Genomic DNA, 24941 nt, shown 5'->3' on the forward strand with positions numbered 1-24941 from the left:
GCATTGCCACTTCGAGTAAGTATTCAGCCGCTTAGGGTCTCCCAGCTGCACCTTTTCATTCGTAGCGTTGTTGCCAACGAACAGTCGATGCGAGGAGGGTCCCATGGTTGCAGTCACAGACCACGCGGAGCGGCTGGCCGGCGGCTGGGGCGGCACTGTCCTTCGAACCGGAGGAACCGTCCGCCGCTCGACCGGCCATTGGACACCGGCGGTGCACGAGCTCCTCAAGCACCTGGAAGCCGTCGGCTTCGACGGTGCGCCCCGGGTCTTTGGCGTCGATTCCGAAGGCCATGAAGTCCTGACCTTCATCGACGGGCAGACGGCGGCCAGCGCCGACGGCTGGCCCGCGTGGCTGCGGTTCGAGGCGAACCTGGTTCGTGTCGCGCGCCTCCTTCGCCGCTTCCACGACGCCGTCGAGACCTTCCGCCCCGGCCCCGCGCTGCAATGGCGCGACGGCAGCCGCGGCCTGCGGGACGGCGAGATCATCGGACACAACGACGTCAGTCTCGCAAACCTGGTCGCGGATTCCACGGGCCGAATCCACTCGCTGATCGACTGGGACAACGCGGGCCCGACGACTCGGCGCAAGGATCTGGCCTATGCCGCGTGGCACGTCGTCGGCCTCCACGCACGCGACCACGCCCGTGCTCGCGGTTGGTCCAAAGCACCTGATGTCGCCCGCCGCCTCCAAATGTTCCTGGACGCATATGGACTCGATGACCGCGAAGGATTCGTCGACGACATCGTCGCTCGCATCAGCGAGGCGGTCCACTCCTGCCGCGCCGCGGTAGCCGCCGGCGACCTCGGCGCTCAGCCCTTTGTCGCACTGCTGGAAAGCGACCTCGCATTCGTGCAGCGGAACCGCGATGCACTTGAGCAACGGAACCCCACCGTGCACACATGACTCAGAACTGACCATTTCCGCGTTGCCGCGCAGCAAACGGCACGAGAATTGGTCACCTGCCGATCCACTACTCGAAATTCCAGATCTGACAAGACGGAGAAACTCGTGAACATTCTCGATCAGGCAATCACCAAGGCGCAGGAAGCGATTCTCGATCCGGTGCTCAACCGGGCGCAGTCGACGATCCCGATGCCCCTGCAGATCAAGGGCATGCACCTGTATCAGAAGACGAAGAAGTCGGTCGTCGGCGACAAGTCACCGGTCTTCGTCGAAACGCCGATTCCCGACGCCGCGGATATGCCACTGGCGGAGATCGACATGAGCAACCCGTTCATGTTCCGCCAGGGTCGCTGGCAGTCCTACTTCAAGCGGCTGCGTGACGAGGCGCCGGTGCACTACCAGCCGAACAGCCCGTTCGGGCCGTACTGGTCGATCACTCGGTACGACGACATCGTCACCGTCGACAAGGACAATGAACGGTTCTCCGCCGAGCCGCAGATCATCATCGGCGACCCGCCCGAGGGCTTGGACGTCGAGATGTTCATCGCCATGGATCCGCCGCGTCATGAAGAGCAGCGCGGAGCAGTTCAGGGGGTGGTGGCACCCCAGAACCTCCAGGAAATGGAAGAGCTCATCCGGACCCGGGTGCAGGAGGTGCTCGACGGGCTGCCGGACGGTACGCCGTTCGACTGGGTCGATACGGTCTCGATCGAACTGACTTCGCGCATGCTTGCGACGCTGCTCGACTTCCCGTACGACCAGCGTCGCAAATTGGTGTACTGGACCGACACCATCGCCGGCAGCGCCTCGGCCACCGGCGGCGAGTCCGACATGGATGAGATGTTCGTGGCGGCGGCCGATATGGCGCGCGCTTTCAGCGCCCTTTGGCACGACAAGAAGGCGCGGTTGGCGGCCGGCGAGAAGCCCGGTTTCGACCTCATCACCCTGATGCAGTCGTCCGAGGACACCAAGGACCTTATCGATCGCCCGATGGAGTTCCTCGGCAACCTGATTCTGCTCATCGTGGGTGGCAATGACACCACCCGCAATTCGATGACGGGTGGCGTGCTCGCCCTGAACCAGAACCCCGAGGAGTTCGCGCGGCTCAAGGCAGACCCCGCACTCATCAACAAGGCGGTCCACGAATTCATCCGCTGGCAGACCCCGTTGGCGTACATGCGCCGGGTCGCCAAGCAGGACACCATTCTGGGCGGGCAGTTCATCCGCAAGGGCGACAAACTAGTCATGTGGTACGCCTCCGCCAACCGCGATGAGCGCAAGTTCGAGAACCCGGACGACTTCATCATCGGCCGCCACAACGCCCGGCATCACCTGGCGTTCGGCATCGGCATCCACCGCTGCATGGGCAGCCGTCTCGCCGAGTTGCAGCTCAAGATTCTGTGGGAGGAACTGCTGGCGCGATTCGAGGACATCGAGGTCGTGGGGGAGCCCGAGTACACGCAATCCAACTTCGTGAAGGGTTACTCCAAGATGATGGTCAAGGTCACCCGGAAGCAGGCGACCTCCACGACGTGATGGGGGAACGCATTGAGCTCGTTCGATGTGCTGGTCGACGATGAGAAGAACCAGCTCGATGCGTTTCTTGAGGACTACCGCAGTGCCATCGAAAGAACGCTCGATGGCCTCAGCGAGGAGGAGGCCCGCCGTCGGCTCGTCCCGTCGGCGACGACGCTGCTCGGGTTGCTCAAGCACGTTACATGGATGCAGCGGGTGTGGTTTGAGGAATGCGTCGGCGGCACTTCGCGACGAGAGCTCGGCCTGGTGCAGAGCGTCGATGAGTCCTTCCGGCTTGACGACAACGACACCGTCGCCTCGGTTCTCTCGGCATACCGTGACACCTGCGCGACAGCCCGGGCGGCAGCGTCCGACCTGTCGCTGGATGCAGTCGTGACGGGGCATCGGGCGGGGCCCCGAACATTTCGGTGGGTCAAGTTGCAAGCTTTGCGCGAACTGGCTCACCATTGCGGCCACGCCGACATCCTGCGTGAACAGATACTTGCCGGTCGTCAGTAATCAGCGCGCATATCCTGGTTTGTAGACGCCGCTCAGTGCGACGCCCGGACCTCCGGGAGGCAGCGATGTTCGAAGAAGCGCAGCTATATGCGCCGGTGACGAGCACGGAAGATGGCGTCACCGTTCACCTCGCCCCTGACCATCCGGGCGCCGTTGACCCGGAATACCGCGCTCGCCGCAACGCGATAGCCGCGCTCGCCATCGATTGGCAGCCCGGCACACCACCACCCATCGCGACCTACACCGACGACGAGCAGGAGGTCTGGCGCATCGCGTGCGCCGAGCTGCACCGGCTACACCAGCGCCGTGCCTGCGCCGTGTATCTGCAGGGACGGGAGCGGCTCGGGCTCCCCGAGGACCGCATCCCGCAACTCGTCGAGGTCAACGAACTGCTCAGGCCGCTCACCGGCTTTCAGTACGTACCGGCCGCTGGATTGGTACCACTGCGGGAGTTCTACGGACTCCTCGCAGACGGCATCTTTCACTCCACCCAGTACATCCGGCACCACTCCGTGCCGCTCTACACGCCCGAGCCCGATCTGATCCACGAGGTGGTCGGGCATGGCAATTGCCTGGTGCACGAGCGTTTCGCGGCGCTGTACCGATTGGCCGGCCAGGCAGCGCAGCGCGTGAAAACGACTGAGGCACTGGAATTCGTCTCGAAGGTCTTCTGGTTCTCCCTGGAATTCGGGGTGGTCCGCGAGCACGGAGAAGTGCGGACCTACGGCGCCGGGCTGCTGTCGTCATACGGGGAGATCCAGCAGATCGACGTCGCGGACCTCAGGCCGCTGAACATCGGCCGGATGGGTGTTCAGACTTACGACATCACGCACTATCAGCCAGTTCTCTTCTGCGCCAGAGGATTCAACGAGATCGAGGATGTGGTCGGCGGATTCTTCGCCGAGGTTGACGACGACATGGTGGAGCGCCTGATGCATGACGCTTCCGCGCCGGCATAGATGCGCCATATGTCCCCAGGTGCTTCCGTGCGCTATTCTTTGTTGATCGACAAAGAATTGGGAGGCCACGGTGCGGGCTGCAGTGATCGAGGAGCTAGGGCAACCATTGGTTGTTCGGGATGTGGCGGAGCCGAGCTGTCCGGCTGACGGTGCGATCGTGCGCGTTATGGCCAATGGGATCTGCCGTACGGATTGGGCTCTATGGTCAGGGAATTTCTGGGCGGGTGGCCCTCGGATCAGTGCTCCCTTCGTCTTGGGCCACGAATTCGCCGGCGTTGTCGAGGAAGTCGGGGCTGAGGTCCGTCGCTGGCGCGCGGGGGACCGGGTCACCTTCCCGATGAACCCGGGAGACGGTACGTGTGCGACGTGCCGCGCGGGCCATCAGCACGTGTGCGCACACGGCGACACGTTGGTGCCCGGCGTCTCGTACTGGGGCGCATTCGCCGAATACGTGGTCGTCCGTTTTGCGGACGTGAACATGGTGGCACTGCCGGAGTCGTTGGGGTTTGTCGCGGCGGCCAGTCTCGGGTGTCGCTATATCGCGGCGTTCCACGGCATCGTCAACGGGGCACGGGTACGTCCCGGTGACTGGGTTGCGGTCTATGGAGCTGGTGGCGGCATGGGTTCGGCCGCAGTCCAAATCGCCGCCGCCGCGGGCGCCAACGTAATCGCAGTGGACATTTCCGACGACAAGCTTGCCGTGGCGCGACGACTCGGTGCAGTTCACACCACGAAGTCGGCGGCATTGGACGCTGCGCCCGAGATCGTGGAGCTGACTGCGGGTGGCGCCCACGTGTCGATCGATGCGACAGGCCTTGCACAGACCTGTCAGGCATCGGTGCATTCGTTGCGTTCGCGCGGTCGTCATTTGCAGCTCGGTCATACCGTCGCTGCAGCGGGCGGTCATATCGCGTTGCCGATCGATCTGATGCTCATCAAGGAACTCGAGTTCCTCAGCGCCTTCGGGATGGCGGCGCACCAATTCGACACCATGCTTGCGATGGTCGAGGCCGGTCGGCTCCGACCCGACGAGATCGTCTCCCGTACGGTCGGTCTCGAAGAGGTCACCGCGGTGCTCGGCTCGATGGAAGCGTTCGGCACAACCGGTGTCGTGGTGATCGACCGATTCTGAGGTTGGGGAGATGTCCGGTAGGCCAAGGGAGTTCGATAGGGCCCAGGTGCTGGAGAAGATTCAGCACGTGTTCTGGGAGCGCGGCTTCGAGACCACATCCATGAGCGATTTGGTCTCGGCGACCGGACTGGCATCGGCTCGGCTGTACGCGGCATACGGTTCGAAGGAGGAGTTGTTCCGGGAGGCCATCGACCGGTACGAACAGCAGGAAGGTGGGTTCGCCGAACGCGCGCTCGCCGAAGAGCCGACGGCCTACCGCGCAATTGAGCGGACACTGCGTGAGGCGGTCGACGTGTACACGCGGCACGGAGCCCGCGGTTGTATGGTCGTCAGCTCGGCTGCGAATTGCTCACCTGCCAATCATGCAGTGCGCCAATGGCTTACCGCGCATCGCCGCAAGCGGACCGAGTCGCTGGTCGAACGGCTGCGGGATGCGGTCGCCACGGGCGAACTGGTCGATGGCACCGATGCTCAGGCTTTGGGCGACACATACGCGGCTGTGTTGCACGGTATATCCGTCCAGGCGCGGGACGGGATTTCTCGTGAACGTCTGCTCGCGCTGATCGAGCCGGCGATGACTCTGATCAGCTCATGCGTGGCCACCGATCATGTTGTTGCGTAGGCCACGCCGGGGACGTCACGGGTAAGTGATAGCTGGTAGTACGACGCCGACACACTCGCCGAAACCAATGGTGGCTGCGCCCGGACGATGAGCTCTGGCAGTCAACATCACTTCGTCACCGTCCTCGAGGAATGTCCGAGATTCACCGTTGGGCAGCGTGATCGGGTCCTTGCCGCCGTGGCTGGCTTCCATCAGGCTGCCCTCGGAGCCGGCGGTGGGACCGGACAGGGTGCCGCTGCCCAGCAGGTCGCCGGGCTGGAGGTTACATCCGTTGCTCGTGTGGTGAGTGACCATCTGCGCGACGCTCCAGTACATGTGGCGGCTCGACGAACGCGAGATCAGCTGCGGCGGGCTTCCGGCTTCGCGCATCTGCGCCGTCCAGATGAGGGCCTGCAGCTCAATATCGAGTCCGCCTTGCATCCGATGGAGGGGACTGTCGAGGTATGGCAGCGGAACGGGATCGTCCTCAGGGCGCGGCACCGGAATCCGGAACGGCGCCAACGCTTCTGGGGTGATCACCCACGGGGAGATCGTGGTGCCGAAACTCTTGGCCAGGAACGGGCCGAGGGGCTGGTACTCCCAAGCTTGTACGTCGCGTGCGGACCAGTCGTTGAGCAGGCAGTAGCCGGCGACGCGCGATTCGGCGTCATCGAGCGGCACTGGTTCACCAAGGCGATTTCCCGGGCCGATCCACACGCCGAGTTCCAGCTCGAAATCCAGGCGACGGGTGGGTGCCAGCACGGGCGACGATGCGTCGGCCGCCTTCAGTTGCCCGTGCGGACGGGTGATCGGGGTGCCACTGACCCGCACGCTGGAGGCACGACCGTGATAGCCGATCGGAACCCACTTGTAGTTGGGCAGCAAGGGATTGTCGGGACGAAACAGGGCACCGATGTTTCGGGCGTGGTGGATGCCGACGTAGAAGTCGGTGTAGTCCCCGATCCGGGCGGGCAGTAGGACGTCGACCTCTGCCATTGGGGTGAGTAACCCGGCGACGGTCTGCTGGTGCGGTGCGCCCTCGACCAGCAGTGCATGCAGCTCCCTGCGAAGCGCGGTCCGGGGTCCAGAACCCAAGGCGAACAGAGCATTCAGCGTTCCGTGTGCGGCCGCCTCAGCCGCTGCGTGGGCCTCACCGGTGAGCAGCCCCGACGCGGCGAGTCCGCCGAGATCCAGAACCTCATCTCCGATACGGACGACGCCGTGCGGTTCGCCGGCGGCACCGGCCACCACACCGAACGGGAGATTCTGCAGAGGGAACCCACTGCCGGTGCGTGCGGTGGTGACCCAACTTCGTCGGCCCGGGGCGTGAGTGAAATCCAGTGCGGTCACGGCTTATCCGGGTCGAATCGTTTGGCCAGCCCCTGCCAACAGTCGGCGTAGTCTTGTTGCCGCTGCGGAAGATTCGCCGCGTACGTCGTAACCTTCTGCGGGTACCGGGTTTCGAACATGAAGGCCAGCGTGTTCTCCTGTTTGACCGGTTTCAGTTCTTCGGTGCTGGCGGCGTGAAATGCGTTGGCATCTGGGCCATGTGGGGTCATGCAGTTGTGCAGACTGACACCGCCGGGAACGAAGCCGTCGGGTTTGGCGTCGTAGACACCGCGCACCAGTCCCATGAATTCGCTCATGACGTTCATGTGGTACCAGGGCGGCCGAAAGGTGTCCTCGGCGACCATCCACCGCTCCGGGAAGCAGACGAAGTCGACGTTGGCGGTTCCCGGCGTCTCGCTGGGTGAGGTGAGGACCGTGAAGATGGACGGGTCGGCGTGGTCGAACAGCACGGGGCCGACGGGGGAGAAGCGCCGCATGTCGTACTTGTACGGCGCGTAATTACCATGCCAGGCAACGACATCCAGCGGTGACTGACCCAGGTCGGCTTGCCACAGCGTGCCGCCCCATTTCACATACATCGTCGACGGGACCTCGCGATCCTCGTAGTTCGCGACGGGGGTGAGGAAGTCGCGCGCATTGGCCAGGCAGTTGGCACCGATCGGGCCGCGCTCAGGGAGAGTGAAAATACCGCCGTAGTTCTCACACAGATAGCCGCGGGCCGGACCGTCAGGCACTTCGACGCGCAGTTTCACGCCGCGCGGGATGACAACGATTTCGCAGGGCTCGGCGTCGATGATCCCGAACTCGGTGCAGAACCGCACATCGCCGTGCTCTAGGACGAACAGCATCTCCGCATCGCCGTTGTAGAAGTACGAGTCCACCATCGACGATGTGATGGCATAGATGCTGTTCGCGAATCCGGTGCGGGTGTTGACGTCTCCGCCGGTCGTGATGGTGCGTATGCCGGTGATGAATGTGGTGTCCTCGACCGCAGGATCCGGCAGCGGCAATGGGTTCCAACGCATTTGGGCGATCGGCACCGCGGGCGCGTCGTCGGGTGCCGAGCGCCAATGCGAAACCCCTTCGGCGTCAACAGGAGCGAAGGGGCCCCAATGGGCCACGCTCGGCCGAATCCGGTACAGCCAGGACCGCTTGTTGGAGGCACGGGGTGCGGTGAACGGTGAACCGCTGAGCTGTTCGGCGTAGAGGCCGTACGCACATTTCTGTGGTGAGTTGCGGCCGACGGGCAACGCGCCGGGTAGCGCCTCGCTTTCGAAGCTGTTGCCGAAGCCCGACTGGTAGTCGGCCATCACAGGTTCCCGCGCTTTTCCTGCTCGCGTTCGATCGACTCGAACAGGGCCTTGAAGTTGCCCTTGCCGAACCCCAGTGAGCCGTGGCGTTCTATGAGTTCGAAGAAGACCGTCGGCCGATCACCCAACGGCTTGGTGAAGATCTGCAGCAGATACCCGTCCTCGTCGCGGTCGACGAGGATCCCGCGCTGCTGCAATTCATCCACCGGGACGCGCACCTCGCCGATGCGAGCACGCAGTTCCGGGTCTTCGTAGTAGGCATCCGGGGTGTCGAGGAATTGCACTCCCGCCCTGCGCAATTCGTCGACGCTGCTCAGGATGTCGTCCGTCGCCAATGCGAGGTGCTGAACTCCGGGGCCCCGGTAGAACTCGAGGTACTCATCGATCTGAGACTTGCGCTTGGCGACTGCCGGTTCGTTGAGCGGGAACTTCACCCGATGGTTGCCGTTGGCGACGACTTTCGACATCAGCGCCGAGTAGTCGGTGGCGATGTCGTCGCCGATGAACTCGGCCAGGTTCACGAACCCCATGACCCGGTTGTAGAAGCCGACCCATTCGTCCATCTTGCCGAGTTCGACATTGCCGACGACGTGGTCCAAGGCCTGAAACAGGCGTGGAGGAGCACCGTCACGCTTGACGTAGCCGCTCTTGGCCGGCTCGTAGCCCGGCAGGTAGGGACCGTTGTAGCGGGTACCGGCGATCTCGCGCTGCACCAGCGTGTGTCGGGTCTGCCCATAGGCTGCGATGGCCGCGATACGCACGGTGCCGTGCTCATCCGACACGTTGTGCGGTTCATCGAGGACCGTGGCGCCCGCGCGCTCGGCCTGCGCGATGCACCTGTCGACGTCGGGCACCTCCAACGAGATGTCGACGACGCCGTCGCCGTGGCTGGCGTGATGTGCCACCAGAGCACTATCAGGGCTGACCGCGCCCTTCAGAACGAACCGGACCGAACCCGAGCGCAGGACGAACGCCTTGTGATCGCGGTTGCCGTTCTCCGGCCCCGAGTACGCAACCAGTTCCATACCCCACGTCGACTGGAAGTAGCTCGCGGCCTCAGTGGCATTGCCCACCACGAAAACGATCGCGTCCCAACCGGTTACCGGGAAGGGATCGTTGCTCGGGTCGTACTCCACCAGGCCCACCAGCTGTTTGAGCTGGTTGACGTCGAGCCGGGCCTGCTTCTCCTGGTCGGTGAGGGCGCTCTGGTTCGCCATAGAGCCATTCTTCTCTCTCGCGCATCATCCCGATGTAGAGATTGCGCAACGAGTTCGCATGCCCGAACACGCCGACGATCGAGCCATACATCTCATCGGCGCACTGCGAGATGATGTCGGCATGCCGCTGTTGACCTCGCCGACTATCGCGCCGGGTTCCCTGTCCCAGTCGGAGCATCCCTCGATCCCAGTCGGGCAGCGAGCGGTCCTGCGCCCATGGAAACTCACCGACGCACCGGCGGTGGTGCAGGCCTTCGCGGACCCCGACATTCAACGTTGGCACGTTCGCGTACTCGACACGCTTGAGGAAGCTCGTGAATGGATCAGCGCGCGCCAGAGCGGCTGGACCGAGGAGTCGGAACTGAACTGGGCGCTTGCGGATATCGAGAGCGACGAACTGCTTGGACGAGTATCAATCAAGGTGCTCGACCACGGCGACGGTTTGGCTGGGGCGGCCTACTGGATGCTGCCATCAGCGCGCGGTCGCGGCCTATGCACGAGCGCCGTGACCGTAGTCTGCAGTTGGGCTTTCGAGGTAGCAGGATTTCATCGGATCGAGCTTGATCACTCGACAGACAATGAGGCGTCATGCCGCGTTGCGGTGAAGTCCGGATTCCGAGAAGAGGGGATCCGGCGCGGTGCGGCATTGCACGCAGACGGGTGGCATGACATGCACGTCCACGCGCTGCTGGCTAGCGATGAACGTCTCTGACTGAAATCTTGATGCGTTCGCGGATCGCGGCTGGAAGAATCTGCACATGGCCACCGGACCGGCAGTGCGGTTGCGCGCAGCGACTTTTGACGATGGGGCGTTCATCGTTGAGATGGCACGCCATGCCTGCGTCATCGAGGATTGGCCGCTTCCCGAGCCTGACAGCGACGAAGTGCTCGAACTGCTGCCACCTCATGGTGTGGTGCCGATCCTCGCCGAGGAACACGGCGGTGCGCCGATCGGCGCAGTGTGGTCGTACCTAAGCGATCCGCCGCTGCGCGTCGACGCCCGCGGAGTGGCATTGCGTGAATTGTGTATCGGTGTCGTACCCGGCTGGCGCGGCACAGGTGTCGGTGGTTTGTTGTTGGACGCGCTCTTTGCCGACCTCGCAAGAGATTTCGGCACGATGTGTACCAACGTCCATGTGCGCAACCCCGCCAAGCGCCTGTACGAGCGCAAGGGATTTCGTGTGGTCGGCCAGGGCCACGGTCCGCTCGGATTGGCGATGGTCAAAGTTCTACGCTGATAATCGACTCGAGGGCTGGGGAGAAGCTGCTGGTCATGACCGACTGGGATTCAAGATCGAAATCAATGGGTGTCGCCGCCGGCGCGGCCGACGCCATGCGCTTGGTCGCAATGCGAATACCCGCCTCCCACAACGGGAGCTGCCCGAAAGTCGCGATCGACGGACCGGACGGAGCCGGAAAAACCTACTTCGCCGACGAACTCGCCGACCTCCTGCGAGCGCAGCAACGACCCGTCGTGCGAGTCTCGCTCGACGACTTCCACAACACTCGGGCCGTTCGCTACCGGCTCGGCCGCGACTCCCCAGAGGGATTCTGGTTGGACTCCTACAACTACCGCCGTTTCCATTCGTACGTCGTCGCACCGTTCTCACCGGGTGGATCGCGGAAGTACCGTACTGCCGCTCATGACCTCACAACTGACGCGGTTCTGAACCCAGCGCCACGCACAGCTGCGCCGGGGACCGTACTCATCGTTGATGGAATCTTCCTGCACCGCAACGAACTGGGTGCAATCTGGGACTTTTCGGTGTTCCTCGATGTTCCATTTGTTGAAACGGCGCGACGGATGGCGTCGAGGGACGGAACCAACCCGGATCCGGACCATCCGAGCATGCGGCGCTACGTCGAGGCTCAACGCCGATACTTCCAAGAATGCAGTCCACAACAACGTGCGACGGTTCTGATCGATAACACCGCACTCGGGTGTCCAGTGATCGTCCCAGGTGACTAGAAGTGTCTCCTGCCGATACTCAAAGATATTGATTGGTAATAGAATTCGCATGAACGACGGTGATGTTCGGCTGCGTCAGTGGCAAGGGGATGATGCGTTGCAGCTGGCGAGATTGTTGGATCCAGCTGCGGACCCACTTTGGGTAGAGCATTTTCATGCGCTGCACGGGCCTGATCGCGACGGCCCCGGATGGCGACGAACGCGGGTGGCCGTTGATGCCAGCGACCAGATGATTGGTTGCGCAACGGTGGCGAAGAGCTTGCTGCACGGTGGCCGGTTTCCCTGCGCGGTGGAGGTTTGCACCCGCGCGCGCCGGCTCGGCATCGGCACGAGGTTGATCGAAGAGATGAAAGCGTTGCGTCCTGACAGGTCGCTGCCGTTGTCGACCAAGTTGCGGCAGCGAAACAGGGCCGCAATAGCGTTCGTGTCTACTGTCGGCGGCCGGGAATACCAGTGCAGTCCGGGCATTGTCGTCGATCCGCACGCGCCCGGTGTGCAGCGTTGGGTCGCAACACGATCGGTACAGAATTGTCGAAACCTGGAGGCCATGGACCTCGCCGCGGCGGGTCAAGCATTTGCTGCGGTCTATGAATGGATTCATGGCCCTTGGTCGCCAGTAACCAGCAAGGACGTACTGCTGGAGGTCGCGGCGACGGAGGTGGCAGAGGCCGATCGGACCAGTAGCGCAGGGACGTGGTTGGGCGGCCGATTGGCGGCGGTGGCGTTCGCGTTTCCCTCGGCAGAGGGCATCGAGGTGGTCGCCGAGACAATTCGGGATGGCGAGCCTAGCGGAATCGACGCGGTTGCCGACGCCGTTGCGACGGTGATCCGGTCGGCCGGAAGCCACGCCGGCGCACTCGTCTCGTTCGATTCGCACGTGAGTGATCCGCATCTGCAGCCGGTGTTGGCTGATCTACCTCATGTGAGAAATGATCCGCTCTACCTCATCGAAATCACGTGAGCAGGGATCGCCGAATTCGGCGATCCCGATTCGACTGTCCGACCAACGCTCGATCGTCAACCTGGGCTGACCCGCGAAGGTCCGAGCGTGACGGGGAGATGGCTGATTCCTCGCAGCAGCGTGCTGTCGTTCATGGTCGGCGTGCCGGCGAGCGCCAGTCGCGGGAACCGGTCGAACAGTGCTTGCAGGCCCAACAGCAGTTCCATGCGGGCCAATGGAGCACCCAGGCAGACGTGGCTCCCGGTGCCGAAGCTGACGTGCTCGCGGGCGTTGGCGCGGGCGGTGTCGAATTCGTCCGGGCGCTCGAACACCGCCGGGTCGCGATTGGCGCCGGCAAGGAGCAGGAAGACGGCCGCACCCTCCCGCACGGTTGCATCGCCGAGCTGGAGGTCCTCGGTGGCCACCCTAACTCCGATTTGGGAGACGGAGTCGTACCGCAGCACCTCCTCCACCGCATTGGCCCAGCCCTCGGGGTGGGCCTGGAGCCTGGCCAGTTGGTCTGGATGATTGGCCAGCGCGACGACCGCATTGCCGAACTGATGTGCCGTGGTGATGAATCCGGCCCCCAGGAGCAGACCTGCGAATGTCCTGACCTCAAAGTCGGACAGTTCGGTGTCCTGGAGAACGGCGGACAGGATGCTGTCGTCGGCGCTTCCGCCGCGAAGTCGCTCGATATGCGCAGCGAGGTAGCCTTCGAACTCACGCAACCCGTCGATCGCCGTTGCGAAATTGCGCCAGGACGGCGCAGTCGTGGTGATCAACTTGGAGACCGTCGCGCCGACTCCGTAGAGGTAGGACGTGTCCCCGCGGGGAATGCCCAACATCTCGGCAATGATCTCGATGGGAATCCTCGACGCGTAGGCGGCGACCAAATCGCAGTTACTGGTCTCACCAAGCTCGTTCAGCAAGCCGTCGGCGACTTCGTCGATGCGGTGCCGAAGCCCCTCGATCGCTTTCGGGGTAAACGCCCGCGACACCAGGCGTCGCAGCCGCACATGCTCGGGTGCGTCAACCATCAGCAGCGACGGCGGCTCGACGGGGTTGATCACGCCGGGATTAGTTTTTGCGAACAGCCGCTGAACAGTACGGAATGGCGACCGGTCGAACGGCTTGGCGGTGCGGAATCTACTGTCGCGCAATGTGTCTCGAACGAGTTGTAGATCGGCGGTAACCCACGCGTTGCCACCGAACACTGTCGACATACGCCCCTGTTGGCGAATCTGCTCGATCAGGTCATACGCACGGTCATGCTGGTCGTTGTCAAGAAGTAGCTGAGCGAACGGGTCGCCTCGACGTGCCAGCACCTTGAGTGTCGCGCGGGGGAGCCCATACCCCAACAGCCAGTGGGTCCGGGTCTTGATGTCCACATTCACGATTTTCGCCCCCGCGGATCGACTACCGACCAGGCTAGCCGTGAATATCGGCTGCGCCGGCAGAACGTGGCTACTCGCTCACGGACGTCGACCCGGGCGCGTTCTTGCGTCTGCCGATTTGCCGATAGCCGGGGTGCACCGCCGGCGCCAGGCCCTGCTGCTCGGCGACGGCGGCGAGCAGCTCGTTGAGTGTCTTTCGTTGTTGGCCCGTCAAGCCGGCGGTCAGCGCCTGTTCGTGCTCACGGGCGAGCTCGGAAATCGTCTGCATCAATTTCTCACCCGACTTGGTCACGTACAACGCGTACAGCCGCCGGTCAGTCGGGTTGCGCCGCCGTTCGACGTCACCGCGTGTCTCGAGCTCGTCGAGATAGGTGACCATTCGGCTGGGTAACAGTCCCAATTGCCCACTGAGCTCCTGCTGACTGAGTCCTGGCTGGGTAGCGATCATGCGCAGGATGCCGGCATGTGGGGGAGTCAGCTTCAGCGCAGCAAGGCGTTCGGCGAACAACTGGGCGGCGTGACTACCGAGCTGAGCGAGCAAGAACGCAGCACCGTCCCGCTGCTGGGCACTGGACACTGGCGGCATGGACAAACAATACACGTGTGCAACCGTTTTCTTTATGAATGATGTTGACGCATCTGATTCAGAAGGAATATCGTTCATCGCATGAACGATTACATCGACGATCGGCCGACGACCCGCAGCCGTGCTCCGCAGCAGGGTGGGCCACCGCTGTGGCTGCTCGGCACGATCTCGCTCGGTCTGCTCCTGGTCGGCGTCACAATGCTTGCCGTGCTCGGCGGCACACCGCCTCTGCCATACCAGGATTCAGCGGCCGTGCTGGACTATTTCCGCGCGCATTCGTCGGCCGCGCAGGTAGGCGCCGTGTTCACATTCGGGTCCTCGGTCCCGCTGTTGATCTATGCGGCCACGGCAAGTGCGCGGCTGCGGCAGCTCGGCGTCACTGCACCGGGAGCCACTATCGCGCTCGCGGGCGGCGTACTGGCAGCCGGGGGACTCGGGCTCTCGAGCCTGCTCCTGTGGACGCTGTCGCGGCCCGAGGTCAGCACCGACGGCCCGCTGACCAACGCGCTCTACTACCTGACGTTTCTCACCGGCGGCGTGGCGCACGTCGTGATGCTCGGCCTGTTGGTGGCAGGCCTAGCAGTCCCCGCGCTGATCCTTCAACTGGTGCCGCGGGCGTTGGCGTGGATCGGTCTTGGGATCGCGGTGGTCGCTGAGCTCACCACCGTGGTGCTCATCTGGCCCCAGGCCGCGCCCTTGCTGCCGATCGCCCGGTTCTCCGCGCTGATCTGGCTGGTCGCCATCGGCGTCCTGCTGCCGCAGCGCCGTGCCGCCCGGAACCGGCAGGAGCACGCAACCGCCAGTGGGCCGGCATGAAGGTGAGCGTCAGTGTCACCAACTTTTCGTGGCCGGAGGGGACGGCCGCGATCCGGGCGCGCTTGGCCTCACTCGCCGAAATCCTTGATGGCACAGACGTGGACACCCTCTGGCTGGCGGATCACCTACTGCAGGCCGACCCAGCCAGCCGTATCGATGAGCCGATGTTGGAGGCGTACACCACCCTCGGATTCCTGGCCGCCAAGACCGCGAAGTTGCGGCTCGGCACACTGGTAACTGCAACGACGTTCCGCGATCCTGCGGTGTTGATCAAAGCCGTCACCACCTTGGACGTACTGTCCGGCGGGCGGGCGTGGTTGGGACTCGGCGCGGGCTACAACGCCGACGAGGCAAGCGCGCTCGGGCTTTTTCTGCCGTCGACCGGCGAGCGGTTCGATCGCCTGGCCGAGCTGCTCCAACTGGCGCGGCGTATGTGGGACGGTGACGAATCTCCGTTCGAGGGGCGCTATTACCGCGCCGGACGCCCCATCGGTCGGCCAACGCCGATCACCCGGCCGCCGATACTGATCGGCGGAACCGGTGAACGCCGAACCTTGCGCCTGGTGGCCGAATACGCCGACGCCTGCAACCTTTTCGATATCCCCAACGGGGAGCAGGTGATTCGTCGACAACTCGACACACTCGGGCGGCACTGCGATGAGCTCGGCCGGCCGCGGCAGGAGATCGAACACACCGTCACCACCGCATTGACGCCCGGTGAGTCCGCCGATCAGTTGGTCGAACGTTGCCGCAGGTTGGTGGAACTGGGTATCCACCACATCGTGGTGATTGCCCGCGGACGGGCGTGGAACCAGGCCGAGCTCGGTGTCGTGGCCGGTGCCGCAGCCCAACTCAGACCCGTTGCACCGCAGTCATTTTGAAGAGACCGACCTGGTCGGGGTCGGGGATCATCTCGATTGCGGCCACCGGCCGAAGAGCCCGCCTGAAAAAACAGTTGGCGGCCGGCAGCGACCATTGCTACTTTCTGGGAGACCGTGCAACTGGCGAGGAGGTGGTACCCGTGAACGTATCGACGTGGGTGCTCCTGTTCGGGGTCACGGTCGGGCGATAGGTCGTCCGGGAGCGCCGTTCAACGAGCACTCCCGAAAGGCACGACCATGCACTTCATTTCCGAACAGCGTCTCGAGGACGGCCTCGAACGTGAATTCATGCTTGACGACATCCCAGGCATCCTGTGGACGCCCGGTTCGACACCAGCGCCGCTGATCCTGCTCGGCCACCCCGGCGGACTGCGCGCGATGTACCCGCGGCTGGCGAGCCGCGCTCGGCGCTGCCTGGCGGACGGGTTCGCCGCGGCCACGATCGAGCTGCCCGGTAGCGGCGACCGCCCGCGGTCTGCCGATGCCGAGCAGGCCCGTGCCGATCTGCATCGCGCGCTGGCGGCTGGCGAGCCGGTCGATGAGATCATCGACCGGCTTGTAGTCCCTCTGGTCGAGAAGGCGGTACCGGAATGGCAGTTCACCCTCGACGCACTCGTATCGCGTCCTGAGATCAGCGGCCCGATTGGCTTCTCGGGCGGGGTGATCGCCGTCGGTATCCGGCTGGCAGTGGTCGAACCGCGAATCGTGGCTGCTGTGTTGTTCGCCGGGAGTTTTGTGCCCCGCGCCATGGTCGCCGAAGCGCGTGAGGTCACCATCCCGCTGCACGTCCTGCTGCAGTGGGACGACGAAGTAGATAACCGGCAGCAGGTACTGGACCTGTTCGACGCCTTCGGTTCCACGGAGAAGACGCTGCACGCCAACATGGGCGGGCACACCGGCGTCCCCGCGTACGCGGGGGAGGACGCGGCCCGCTTCTTCACCCGGCACCTAATACCAGACCGACCACCCGCCGGGGCGAAGTAACCGTCAATCGGTTGCGCGCGCCCCTGAACCGGCTCGGCTATGGTCGTGACCGGGTCGGGGGGATCAGCCGCAACATGACGCACACCACAGGAAGACGCAAGGGGACACCTATGAGCACGAGCACCTACCGCCGCACGGCAGTCGTCGGGCTGGTCGCCGTCGCGCTGACTGCCGTGGGCTGCAGCAGTGGCACGAGTGTCGATGTCTCGGCGCAACCTCAGGTCGCCTTGATCGTCACCTCCCAGGTCCCGGCGCCGGCCGCCGAAGTGAAACTCATCGGGGAAAGGGAAGTCGAGGTCACGCTCACCGGCCCGATCGCGGCCAAGTACACCTCGGCGACCGACAGTCAGAAGGCGACTCTCGGCAAGCCGTTGACGGGTGACCACAACGCGGGCACCCGGGACAGCGGTGTGGTGTTCCAGCAGTTCCAGGGTGGCGCGATCGTGGCCAAGAACGACGACGCCGGTACACCCGCCTACATCGTCTCGGGCAAGATCCGTGAGGCTTGGAACATCCAACGTGATCCGGATGGCGTGCCTGCGGACACTGGCACCAACGGTTCGGCAGGCCCGCTGGGCGCACCCACCAGCGATGAGAACGCCGTCGGCGATCAGCTCGTCACGACGTTCGAACACGGCAAGATCTCATACAACTCGACGACCGGTCAGGTCGAGGTGACGGTCAACGGCAAGGTCGTACCGTCCGGGTTGTAGACATCGGCGACGTCGGTCTGCCTTAGTCGGAGCCCTCCGCTTCCTTCTGACTTTCTCGCCTACGGATGGCGCGCAGCCAGGCCCAGAGTGCGACCAGTGGGATGAGGAAGCAAGAATTCACCAAGAATTGGCCAAGCCCGACGGCGCACGGTTTACCTGACGGCCCTAGATGAGGTCGGCGGAACTAGCGAAACGGGACCGGAATGATGAAGCGAGGTTTCGCCGGACTGACCACTGCGGCAACGGTGTTCGCTGCCGCCGCACTGACAGGATTGGCGCTCGGCAGCGGGACCACTCAGGCCGTCACCGGCCCTCATCGGTGGTGCCCCGGGGACTCGATGTGGATATCGGGCAATCATGTGACGAACCCGGTGATTTGGGACGAAAGCGTCTGCCACAGCTACTACTTGGTGCAATTCGGTCACGGCAACGTGGCTCAGAACGTTTGGGATGGGCCCAATCCTCCAGAGGACGACCCGCCTGCAGGCCCTGCGCCCAATCCGCTGCCGGGGATGTGCTGGTCCTTGTTCATTCCGGTGCCCTGCCGGTAGCGATACCGAGCCGGAAGGTGACGAGAGTCGACCGATTACGTCCGCAGGATGTCAGCCGGTGACGCGGTCGGTACGAAAGCACTTGCGGCTGCGGCTAGCTCCTTGTCCGCGGTGACAAGCGCGTCGGCTTGCAGCTGAGTCAGCGCGATGAACTCAGCTCGGTAGGTGTCCGGCCAGTTCAGCTCGGCGGCTATTCGCCAAGCATGATCCTGCAGGGATCGATCGCCGAGAAGCCGGATTCGCAACCCACGGATCTGGTCGAGTACCTTCCGGCCGGCCCGTTCGTCAATGTCGCCGCGGCGCACCGACTCGTACACGAGGGCAAGTACCTGTGAGCGCAGGAGCGTCGGCGCCGCCAGACTGTGCGGTGGCGCAATGGCAGCTCCGTTCGTGGCGAGAGAGATGGCCACGGGCGCATCGATGACGAAAGTTGTCATGCCAGCACCATCGCATGGCCTGGTGGGCGTCGCTGATGGATCGACCGTAGACGGCGACGGCTACCTGTCACTGACAGGGACAGGCGCGACTCGCATCCGTCACGCACGATGGAAGACATGACGGACGCACGCGGATCGGGAGGGCAGCAGCTGGCGGACTTTCTGCGCGGCCGACGGGCGGCCGCCGAACCGGCGCTACTGCCGGGGCTGGTCGATCTGGGGCCTCGCCGAGTGCCCGGGTTGCGCCGCGAAGAATTGGCCGAGGCGGCTGGGGTGTCGTTGACGTACTACACGCGGTTGGAACAGGGCCTGGCCACCAATCCTTCGCTCCAGGTGCTGGACGCGTTGGCGAGGACGCTGGGGCTCGACGAGGCCGAGCGGGCGCATTTGCAGCGGCTGGCCTCCGTCAGCAACACCAAGGTGCGGTCGGGGCGAACCCGGCTGCGCCCGGACTGCGTCACCCTGCTGGACGCAATGCCCGACGTCGCCGCCGTCGCACTGTCACCTTTGCAGGACATCATCGCCTGGAATCGACTGGGCCATGCGCTGCTTGCGCCGCACCTCGAACCGACCGCGCCGTACAGCGCCGAGCCGCCCAACAAGGTGGCGATGATGTTCACCGATGCACATGCGCGCAGCCTGCATCGCGAGTGGGAGGCCGAGGCCACCTTGGCGGTGGCCTCGCTGCGCTACGTCAGCGCCGGCTATGTCGCCGAGGCCGACCTCGCCCGCCTGGTCGGCAACCTGAGTGTGGCCAGCGAGGACTTCGCGCAGTTGTGGGCCGCGCAACCCGTGGCGCTGTGTACGCACGGCATCAAGCGCTACCACCACCCGGTGGTCGGGCGGCTCGATCTGCATTTCCAGGTCCTCCATCTGCCTGAAGACGACGGTCATCGACTGCTGTTGCATCACGCCGAACCGGGATCCAGCGACGAGGCTGCGCTGCGCCTGCTAGCCAGCACGACCATCACCGAGTAGCGCTGTGTAGCGAATATCGCTGCGCGGCAACAAGAAACACTCAATCCAAGGAGCTTGCCCATGGATGGTTCCACCCTGCTCAAAAACAGTCCGGCCGCACCGACGCGACGGCTTCATCCTGGCCTACCGGCGCTGGCGCTCGGCGGTTTCGGCATCGGGCTGACCGAGTTCGTCATCGCCGGGCTGCTCACCGACGTGGCCGACGCACTGCACGTCAGTGTGCCTACTGCGGGTGCTCTGATCTGGGGGTATGCCCTGGCGGTCGTGGTGGGTGCATTCACCGTCACCGCCGTGTTGTCGCGCCGCCCACCTAAAACCGCACTGCTGGTGCTGCTGACCCTGTTCGTCGCCGGCAACGCGTTGACCGCGCTGGCGCCTGGTTTCGGCATCGCCATGCTGGGCCGGATCATCACCGCGCTGTGCCACGGCGGATTCTTCGGCATCGGCGCCGTGGTCGCCGGCGATCTGGTGGCGCCCGAACGCAAGGCGTCGGCCATCGCTGTCATGTTCGGCGGGCTGACCCTGTCGAACGTGCTCGGCGTGCCGTTCGGCACGTTCGTCGGACAGCACCTCGGCTGGCGCAGCGCGTTTTGGATCATCAGTGCGCTCGGCGCGTTGGCGATCGCCGGCGTGGCCGCGCTGGTACCTCGGTTACCGACGCCAGAACCGGCGGGCAGTAGCCAATTCGCTGTCCTGTACCGCCGCCAGGTCGTGGTGTCGATCCTGCCGACCATGACGATGTTCGGCGGCGTATTCGGCGCATTCATCTACGTCCAACCGCTGGTGACCCGCGTGACCGGTTACAGCGACGGCGCCGTGCCGTGGCTGCTGGTTCTCTTCGGGATCGGTTTGTTCATAGGCAATTTCGTCGGTGGCTGGGCCGCCGACCGAGATCTCACCCGGACGCTGCGCATCTTGTCGCTGCTGCTGCCGGTCGTGCTCATCGTGTACGGGCTACTCGCGTCCTATCGGCCACCGGTCGCAGTCCTGCTGGTGGTCATGGGCCTCGTCGGATTCGCTGCGACACCGGCTCTGCAACTGCGCGTCATGGGTTTCGCCCATGACGCGCCGACCATGGCTTCGGCGGCCAACATCGCGGCGTTCAACCTGGGGAACGCGATCGCATCGGCGATCGGAGCCGCGACCATCGCGCTGGGCTTGGGCTGGCGTTCCCCGGTCTGGGTGGGCGCGGCGATGGCGCTTGTCGGCACGGTGCTGGTGTTCACCAACAGCCACGAGGAGGCACAGTGACCGGGCCATCAGACCTGCACCCGCAGGCGCGTGCTCATCTGGCTGCGACGGCGACAGCGCCCGGTATCGCGACGCTGTCGGTGTCCGACGCACGCCTGGCGGCACTGGGTTACCTGGACCTGCAGCGGCCGGCGCCGGCGATGGCGCAGGTGCAACACCGATTCATCCCCGGCCCGACCGCCGATCTTCCTGTTCGTATCTACTGGCCGACGCAGGATCGGGGGCCGCATCCCGTCATCGTCGTGCTGCATGGCAGTGGATGGGTGATCGGCAACCTCGATCTCGTGGATGAACCCGCCCGGGTCCTGGCCCGCGACACCGGGTACGTCGTGCTCGCCGTCAACTATCAGAAGGCACCCGAGCATCCCTTCCCGATTCCGCTGCAGGACTGTGTGAGCAGCGTGCGCTGGGTGCATACCCACGCAAGCGAACTGGGTGTCGATCCGAACCGGCTGGCCGTGGTCGGTGACAGCGCCGGGGGCAACCTCGCTGCCGCGACCACAGCTGAGTTGGCCGGCACCGACGTCACGATCGCTGCCCAGGCTCTGCTCTACCCAGCGCTGGATCAGCGGATGGCCGCACCGTCGTATGCCGACTTCGCCCATGGCTTCGGTCTCGACGCCGCCGACATGGCCTGGTTCTGGAACCACTATCTCGATGTCGGGGACGGCGCGGACCCGCGCGTTTCACCGTTGCACGCCAACAATTTCGGCCATCTGCCGCCGACATTCGTGGCGACCGCCAGCCATGATGTGCTGCGCGACGAGGCGGAAGCGTACGCCGGGTTGCTCCTCGACGCCGGTGTGGATGTTATCGCCCAGCGCTATCCGGGGATGATTCATGGCTTCTGGTGGATGGACGGTGTGCTCGACGATTCACGCACGTTGCAAAGGGATCTCGCGAGGTTCTTGGTCGACCGCTTGAGCCGCTGACTGGGAGTCGAAATCTGGTTATCCAGCGCATCTTTCGACAAGAACGACTTACGCCAGGATCGCCCGCGCTGCGCGCTCTGCGATCAGCATGACCGGTGCGTTGGTGTTCCCGGACGTGATGGTGGGCATCGCCGACGCATCGACCACGCGCAGTCCGGCAACGCGATACACGCGGCAGTCGGTGTCGAGCACTGTGGCGGCTGACTGCGGAACACCTTGTGCGTCAAAGGAACCCATTGCGCAGGTGCCCACCGGGTGGAAGATCGTGGTACCCAGTTCACGGGCCGCCTGCTGCAGGTCGTCGTCGCTCACCCGTTGCGGGCCCGGCAGCAACTCTTCTGGGCGGTAGGGAGCCAGGGACGGTGCCGCCATGATCTGCCGGGTCATCCGCAGGCCGGTCACGGCGGCTTGGAGATCGGCGTCAGTGGACAGGTAGTTGCAGCGAATCTCTGGGTAGGCCAACGGATCTGCACTAGCCATGCGCACCTGGCCGCGCGAACTCGGTCGCAGATTGCAGACCGAGGGAGTGATGGCTCCGAATGGGTGTAGCGGTTCGCCGAACTTGGGCAGGGACAAGGGCTGCACGTGCCATTCCAGATCGGGACTGGCCAGTGCGGGGTCGCTTTTGGCGAAAGCCCCCAACGTGGAGGGCGGCATCGTCATGGGTCCTGATCGCAGCAGCAGGTACTGAAGTCCCATGCCGCCCCGGGTGATCCAATTCCGGTACAGCGTGTTCACGGTGCGTGCGCCCTGCACGCGGAACACCGTCCGTAGCTGTAAGTGGTCCTGGAGGTTCTCACCCACGCCGGGCAGATCGACGGCCACCGGCACCTGATGTTCGGTCAGCAGCTCGGCCGGGCCCAGCCCTGAGACCTGCATGAGATGCGGCGACCCGATCGCTCCGGCGCTCAGGATCACTTCGCGGCGGGCTCGGACGTCGACCATCTGTCCGTCCTTGAGGAGACGCACGCCGGTGGCGCGGTGCTGAGCCGTCGTCCAGGCCCCGCGACGCTGATCCTCGCGGACCGCGTCGTCCATCAGCAGCTGCATGGCTTGGGCGTTGGTGTAGACGATCAGATTGGACCGGCGGGCGACGGGATGCAGGTAAGCGTCGGCCATCGACCAGCGCCGACCACGCCGTTGATTCACATGGAAGTACGCGCTGCCGGCGTTGTCACCCCGGTTGAACTCCTCGATCGGGGCGATGCCCACCTGCGCAGCGGCGGCCTGCCAGGCGTCCAAGATCTTCCAGCGCACCCGGGGCCGCTCGACGCGGATTTCGCCACTGGCGCCGTGCCAGTCGTCGGCTCCGCCGAAGTAGTCCTCCAACTCTTTGTAGATCGACAGCGTCTCGCCGGGGCCGTCTGCGCCGCCCCAACGCCAGCGCTCGTCACCGGTGGCATGCGCCCAGAGGTCGTAATCGCTTGCCTGCCCGCGCATGTGGATCATGGCGTTGATCGACGAGCAGCCGCCGATCACGCGGCCCCGCGCATAGTGAATGCTGCGGCCGGCCAGACCTGGGTCGGCCTCGGTCGTGAAGCACCAGTCGGTGCGAGGGTTGGCGATGGTGTACAGGTAGCCCACCGGCACCTTGATCCAGAACCAGTTGTCCTTGCCGCCGGCCTCGATCAGCAGCACCCGGTGGTCGGGGTTGGCACTGAGCCGATTAGCCAGCAGGCAGCCGGCACTGCCGGCTCCCACGATAATGAAGTCGAATTCGGTGGCGGGGCTCATGCGGGGGCTATTTGCCTCGATTCAGGGTGTTGCGCAGTTGCTTGGCCAATTCACGGTTCTCGATCGGGCGACCGAGGAAAGGTGCTATGGCCCGCGCGATCCGTACCACCGCAAGGGGGCGTGGCGGGATCTTGTAGAAGTGGTTGCCGATGATCAGCCATCCGCCGCCGTCGCCGGCGACGCCGCCCAGTATCTCACCAACCAGGTCGGGTACGTGGGGCATGTGGTGAACGCTCTCACCGATCACCGACACGGAGTCATCGCCGAGATTGGCCACATAGATGCGGCTTTCGTCAGGAGTCACCGCCACATCCCACGCGTCTTCGCCGACTTCAATTGTCGTGGTGACGTCGTTGGAAGCGGCGTTGATCACCTGCAATGAGCCGGGCCCTGGGAAGCCACGGTTGGTGATGTAGACGTGGACGCCGTTGGCGCTGACTGCAACACCGATCGGCGAGTTGCCGACCGAGATGGTCGTGGTGACGGTGTTCGTCGTCCCGTTGATCACCGAGACCGTGCCGTTGGGCGCCGCATTGGTGACGTAGACGCGAGAGCCGTTGGGGCTTACCGCAACACCGCTGGGCAAATCGCCGACTTGGACGGTCTTGATCACGGTATTGGTGGCGGTGTTGATCACCCAGACGGTGCCGTCGAGATTCCAGTTCGTGACGTAGGCGCGTGTGCCGTTCGGACTGACCGCGACTGCGTTGGGATGTCCGTCGACGGGGATGGTCGCGCTGACTGTGTTGGTGGCCGTGTCGAGTACCACCACGTTTCCGGACGTGGCTGGGCTATTGGCCGCGGCAACGTATGCACGGGTGCCGTCGGGAGTCAACGCGATTCCGCCCGCGAAGTCGCCGACGGGAATGTCCGCGGTGATCGTGTTGGTGGCGGTGCTGATCACCGAGACCGTGCCTGCGTTCTCGATCGTGACGTAGGCACGCGCGCCGTCGGGGGAGATCGCCACCGAGTCGGGGAGGTCGCCGACGGGGATGGTGGCGATGACCGTGTTGGTCGAGGTGTTGATCACCGAGATGGTGTCGCCGCCACCGTTGAGGACGTAGACGCGGCCGCCATCGGGAGTGACTGCCAGCCGGCTCGGGGAACCGCCGACATGGATGGTTTTGAGAACTTCGAGCGCCATGGTGTGCCCTCCGGTCGCATCAAATTGACCTGACCCAGCAGCAGCCAAGCTACAACAGGGCGACGGCGTATCAGCCGCATTGAGCAGAACCCTTGGTGACCGCCCAGGGACTTGCTAACTTCCG

The 24941-nt window shown here is 64.4% G+C and carries 25 protein-coding genes; 17 read left to right on the forward strand and 8 right to left on the reverse strand.

What is annotated here, in order from left to right; all coding sequences use genetic code 11:
* The first annotated feature begins 103 nt into the window (after window positions 1-103).
* The 6 genes from ACNO8X_RS16150 to ACNO8X_RS16175 all read left to right on the forward strand — a co-directional run bounded on the left by ACNO8X_RS16150 (window position 104) and on the right by ACNO8X_RS16175 (window position 5651).
* Window positions 104-904: a phosphotransferase gene (locus ACNO8X_RS16150; protein WP_418001816.1), complete on the forward strand. Its 801-nt coding sequence runs from the start codon at window positions 104-106 to the stop codon at window positions 902-904.
* 105 nt (window positions 905-1009) lie between these two features.
* The gene (locus ACNO8X_RS16155) at window positions 1010-2440 is read left to right on the forward strand and encodes a cytochrome P450 (RefSeq protein WP_418001817.1); all 1431 of its coding nucleotides are present in this window, start codon (window positions 1010-1012) and stop codon (window positions 2438-2440) included.
* A 12-nt stretch (window positions 2441-2452) separates the two neighbouring features.
* Window positions 2453-2938 carry a DinB family protein gene (locus ACNO8X_RS16160; RefSeq protein WP_418001818.1) on the forward strand — a complete coding sequence of 162 codons (486 nt, stop codon included), beginning with the start codon at window positions 2453-2455 and terminating at the stop codon, window positions 2936-2938.
* Window positions 2939-3003: 65 nt separating this feature from the next.
* Entirely contained in the window at window positions 3004-3897 is an 894-nt protein-coding gene (locus ACNO8X_RS16165) for a phenylalanine 4-monooxygenase (protein WP_418001819.1), read from the forward strand.
* A gap of 157 nt (window positions 3898-4054) precedes the next feature.
* Window positions 4055-5029, forward strand: a complete 975-nt coding sequence (locus tag ACNO8X_RS16170; protein ID WP_418001820.1) for an alcohol dehydrogenase catalytic domain-containing protein — start codon at window positions 4055-4057, stop codon at window positions 5027-5029.
* Between the two features lie 46 nt (window positions 5030-5075).
* Window positions 5076-5651 (forward strand): TetR/AcrR family transcriptional regulator, encoded by a 576-nt coding sequence (locus ACNO8X_RS16175; protein ID WP_418001821.1) that lies wholly within the window; start codon window positions 5076-5078, stop codon window positions 5649-5651.
* Between the two features lie 15 nt (window positions 5652-5666).
* Here the strand turns inward: ACNO8X_RS16175 and fahA are convergent, their stop codons facing one another.
* Genes fahA through hppD form a run of 3 tightly spaced genes read right to left on the reverse strand, consistent with a single transcriptional unit; the run spans window position 5667 to window position 9507 of the window.
* Complete coding sequence (gene fahA / locus ACNO8X_RS16180; RefSeq protein WP_418001822.1) at window positions 5667-6980, reverse strand: fumarylacetoacetase; 1314 nt, start codon at window positions 6978-6980, stop codon at window positions 5667-5669.
* Window positions 6977-8290: a homogentisate 1,2-dioxygenase gene (hmgA, locus tag ACNO8X_RS16185; protein WP_418001823.1), complete on the reverse strand. Its 1314-nt coding sequence runs from the start codon at window positions 8288-8290 to the stop codon at window positions 6977-6979. The genes fahA and hmgA overlap by 4 nt, the downstream gene beginning before the upstream one ends.
* Window positions 8290-9507, reverse strand: a complete 1218-nt coding sequence (gene hppD / locus ACNO8X_RS16190) for a 4-hydroxyphenylpyruvate dioxygenase (protein ID WP_418001824.1) — start codon at window positions 9505-9507, stop codon at window positions 8290-8292. Before hppD ends, hmgA begins: the two co-directional genes overlap by 1 nt.
* A 58-nt stretch (window positions 9508-9565) precedes the next feature.
* Between hppD and ACNO8X_RS16195 the strand changes: the two genes are divergently transcribed.
* From ACNO8X_RS16195 to ACNO8X_RS16210, 4 genes are read left to right on the forward strand one after another with little or no spacing between them, the layout of a single operon-like run.
* Complete coding sequence (locus ACNO8X_RS16195) at window positions 9566-10219, forward strand: GNAT family N-acetyltransferase (protein ID WP_418001825.1); 654 nt, start codon at window positions 9566-9568, stop codon at window positions 10217-10219.
* Window positions 10220-10265: 46 nt separating this feature from the next.
* Entirely contained in the window at window positions 10266-10745 is a 480-nt protein-coding gene (locus ACNO8X_RS16200; protein ID WP_418001826.1) for a GNAT family N-acetyltransferase, read from the forward strand.
* Window positions 10746-10780: 35 nt separating this feature from the next.
* Window positions 10781-11476 carry a uridine kinase gene (locus ACNO8X_RS16205; RefSeq protein WP_418001827.1) on the forward strand — a complete coding sequence of 232 codons (696 nt, stop codon included), beginning with the start codon at window positions 10781-10783 and terminating at the stop codon, window positions 11474-11476.
* Window positions 11477-11525: 49 nt separating this feature from the next.
* On the forward strand, window positions 11526-12437 hold the full coding sequence (locus ACNO8X_RS16210) for a hypothetical protein (protein ID WP_418001828.1): 912 nt from the start codon (window positions 11526-11528) through the stop codon (window positions 12435-12437).
* Window positions 12438-12493: 56 nt separating this feature from the next.
* Here the strand turns inward: ACNO8X_RS16210 and ACNO8X_RS16215 are convergent, their stop codons facing one another.
* Both ACNO8X_RS16215 and ACNO8X_RS16220 read right to left on the reverse strand, forming a co-directional pair.
* Window positions 12494-13810, reverse strand: coding sequence for a cytochrome P450 (locus ACNO8X_RS16215; RefSeq protein WP_418001829.1), 1317 nt, complete (start codon window positions 13808-13810; stop codon window positions 12494-12496).
* A 70-nt stretch (window positions 13811-13880) separates the two neighbouring features.
* Window positions 13881-14396 carry a MarR family winged helix-turn-helix transcriptional regulator gene (locus ACNO8X_RS16220; protein ID WP_418001830.1) on the reverse strand — a complete coding sequence of 172 codons (516 nt, stop codon included), beginning with the start codon at window positions 14394-14396 and terminating at the stop codon, window positions 13881-13883.
* An 81-nt stretch (window positions 14397-14477) separates the two neighbouring features.
* On the opposite strand from ACNO8X_RS16220, the gene ACNO8X_RS16225 reads away from it, so the two are divergent.
* From ACNO8X_RS16225 to ACNO8X_RS16240, 4 genes are all read left to right on the forward strand, one after another.
* On the forward strand, window positions 14478-15212 hold the full coding sequence (locus ACNO8X_RS16225; RefSeq protein ID WP_418001831.1) for a hypothetical protein: 735 nt from the start codon (window positions 14478-14480) through the stop codon (window positions 15210-15212).
* On the forward strand, window positions 15209-16093 hold the full coding sequence (locus tag ACNO8X_RS16230) for a TIGR03560 family F420-dependent LLM class oxidoreductase (protein ID WP_418001832.1): 885 nt from the start codon (window positions 15209-15211) through the stop codon (window positions 16091-16093). Before ACNO8X_RS16225 ends, ACNO8X_RS16230 begins: the two co-directional genes overlap by 4 nt.
* 237 nt (window positions 16094-16330) lie before the next feature.
* A complete protein-coding gene (locus ACNO8X_RS16235) occupies window positions 16331-17077 on the forward strand; it encodes a dienelactone hydrolase family protein (protein ID WP_418001833.1) in 747 nt (248 codons plus the stop codon).
* A 110-nt stretch (window positions 17078-17187) separates the two neighbouring features.
* Complete coding sequence (locus tag ACNO8X_RS16240; RefSeq protein WP_418001834.1) at window positions 17188-17790, forward strand: LGFP repeat-containing protein; 603 nt, start codon at window positions 17188-17190, stop codon at window positions 17788-17790.
* Window positions 17791-18376: 586 nt separating this feature from the next.
* Here the strand turns inward: ACNO8X_RS16240 and ACNO8X_RS16245 are convergent.
* Window positions 18377-18778 (reverse strand): type II toxin-antitoxin system VapC family toxin, encoded by a 402-nt coding sequence (locus ACNO8X_RS16245; RefSeq protein ID WP_418001835.1) that lies wholly within the window; start codon window positions 18776-18778, stop codon window positions 18377-18379.
* Between the two features lie 117 nt (window positions 18779-18895).
* Here ACNO8X_RS16245 and ACNO8X_RS16250 point away from each other — a divergent pair, with 117 nt between their 5' ends.
* From ACNO8X_RS16250 to ACNO8X_RS16260, 3 genes are read left to right on the forward strand one after another with little or no spacing between them, the layout of a single operon-like run.
* Complete coding sequence (locus ACNO8X_RS16250) at window positions 18896-19756, forward strand: helix-turn-helix transcriptional regulator (RefSeq protein WP_418001836.1); 861 nt, start codon at window positions 18896-18898, stop codon at window positions 19754-19756.
* Window positions 19757-19816: 60 nt separating this feature from the next.
* Window positions 19817-21007 (forward strand): MFS transporter, encoded by a 1191-nt coding sequence (locus ACNO8X_RS16255; protein ID WP_418001837.1) that lies wholly within the window; start codon window positions 19817-19819, stop codon window positions 21005-21007.
* Window positions 21004-21939: an alpha/beta hydrolase gene (locus ACNO8X_RS16260; RefSeq protein ID WP_418001838.1), complete on the forward strand. Its 936-nt coding sequence runs from the start codon at window positions 21004-21006 to the stop codon at window positions 21937-21939. The genes ACNO8X_RS16255 and ACNO8X_RS16260 overlap by 4 nt, the downstream gene beginning before the upstream one ends.
* Window positions 21940-21987: 48 nt before the next feature.
* Here the strand turns inward: ACNO8X_RS16260 and ACNO8X_RS16265 are convergent, their stop codons facing one another.
* Together ACNO8X_RS16265 and ACNO8X_RS16270 are read right to left on the reverse strand one after the other, a co-directional pair.
* The gene (locus ACNO8X_RS16265; protein WP_418001839.1) at window positions 21988-23673 is read right to left on the reverse strand and encodes a GMC family oxidoreductase; all 1686 of its coding nucleotides are present in this window, start codon (window positions 23671-23673) and stop codon (window positions 21988-21990) included.
* 7 nt (window positions 23674-23680) lie between these two features.
* On the reverse strand, window positions 23681-24817 hold the full coding sequence (locus ACNO8X_RS16270; RefSeq protein WP_418001840.1) for a YncE family protein: 1137 nt from the start codon (window positions 24815-24817) through the stop codon (window positions 23681-23683).
* Window positions 24818-24941: the final 124 nt, after the last annotated feature.

Origin of the sequence: Mycobacterium sp. PDNC021, assembly GCF_048282635.1 — a bacterium.
In the GTDB taxonomy this organism is placed as follows: domain Bacteria; phylum Actinomycetota; class Actinomycetes; order Mycobacteriales; family Mycobacteriaceae; genus Mycobacterium; species Mycobacterium llatzerense.

What these genes read in the sequence shown, in the direction of transcription:
- ACNO8X_RS16200 (WP_418001826.1), top strand. Translation starts at nt 10,266, where the DNA reads ATGGCCACCGGACCGGCAGTGCGGTTGCGCGCAGCGACTTTTGACGAT.
- ACNO8X_RS16210 (WP_418001828.1), top strand. Translation starts at nt 11,526, where the DNA reads ATGAACGACGGTGATGTTCGGCTGCGTCAGTGGCAAGGGGATGATGCG.
- ACNO8X_RS16225 (WP_418001831.1), top strand. Translation starts at nt 14,478, where the DNA reads ATGAACGATTACATCGACGATCGGCCGACGACCCGCAGCCGTGCTCCG.
- ACNO8X_RS16245 (WP_418001835.1), bottom strand. Translation starts at nt 18,778, where the DNA reads ATGACAACTTTCGTCATCGATGCGCCCGTGGCCATCTCTCTCGCCACG.
- ACNO8X_RS16195 (WP_418001825.1), top strand. Translation starts at nt 9,566, where the DNA reads ATGCCCGAACACGCCGACGATCGAGCCATACATCTCATCGGCGCACTG.
- ACNO8X_RS16265 (WP_418001839.1), bottom strand. Translation starts at nt 23,673, where the DNA reads ATGAGCCCCGCCACCGAATTCGACTTCATTATCGTGGGAGCCGGCAGT.
- hmgA (WP_418001823.1), bottom strand. Translation starts at nt 8,290, where the DNA reads ATGGCCGACTACCAGTCGGGCTTCGGCAACAGCTTCGAAAGCGAGGCG.
- ACNO8X_RS16205 (WP_418001827.1), top strand. Translation starts at nt 10,781, where the DNA reads ATGACCGACTGGGATTCAAGATCGAAATCAATGGGTGTCGCCGCCGGC.
- ACNO8X_RS16250 (WP_418001836.1), top strand. Translation starts at nt 18,896, where the DNA reads ATGACGGACGCACGCGGATCGGGAGGGCAGCAGCTGGCGGACTTTCTG.
- ACNO8X_RS16165 (WP_418001819.1), top strand. Translation starts at nt 3,004, where the DNA reads ATGTTCGAAGAAGCGCAGCTATATGCGCCGGTGACGAGCACGGAAGAT.
- hppD (WP_418001824.1), bottom strand. Translation starts at nt 9,507, where the DNA reads ATGGCGAACCAGAGCGCCCTCACCGACCAGGAGAAGCAGGCCCGGCTC.
- ACNO8X_RS16220 (WP_418001830.1), bottom strand. Translation starts at nt 14,396, where the DNA reads ATGCCGCCAGTGTCCAGTGCCCAGCAGCGGGACGGTGCTGCGTTCTTG.
- ACNO8X_RS16240 (WP_418001834.1), top strand. Translation starts at nt 17,188, where the DNA reads ATGAGCACGAGCACCTACCGCCGCACGGCAGTCGTCGGGCTGGTCGCC.
- ACNO8X_RS16230 (WP_418001832.1), top strand. Translation starts at nt 15,209, where the DNA reads ATGAAGGTGAGCGTCAGTGTCACCAACTTTTCGTGGCCGGAGGGGACG.
- ACNO8X_RS16235 (WP_418001833.1), top strand. Translation starts at nt 16,331, where the DNA reads ATGCACTTCATTTCCGAACAGCGTCTCGAGGACGGCCTCGAACGTGAA.
- ACNO8X_RS16150 (WP_418001816.1), top strand. Translation starts at nt 104, where the DNA reads ATGGTTGCAGTCACAGACCACGCGGAGCGGCTGGCCGGCGGCTGGGGC.
- ACNO8X_RS16255 (WP_418001837.1), top strand. Translation starts at nt 19,817, where the DNA reads ATGGATGGTTCCACCCTGCTCAAAAACAGTCCGGCCGCACCGACGCGA.
- ACNO8X_RS16270 (WP_418001840.1), bottom strand. Translation starts at nt 24,817, where the DNA reads ATGGCGCTCGAAGTTCTCAAAACCATCCATGTCGGCGGTTCCCCGAGC.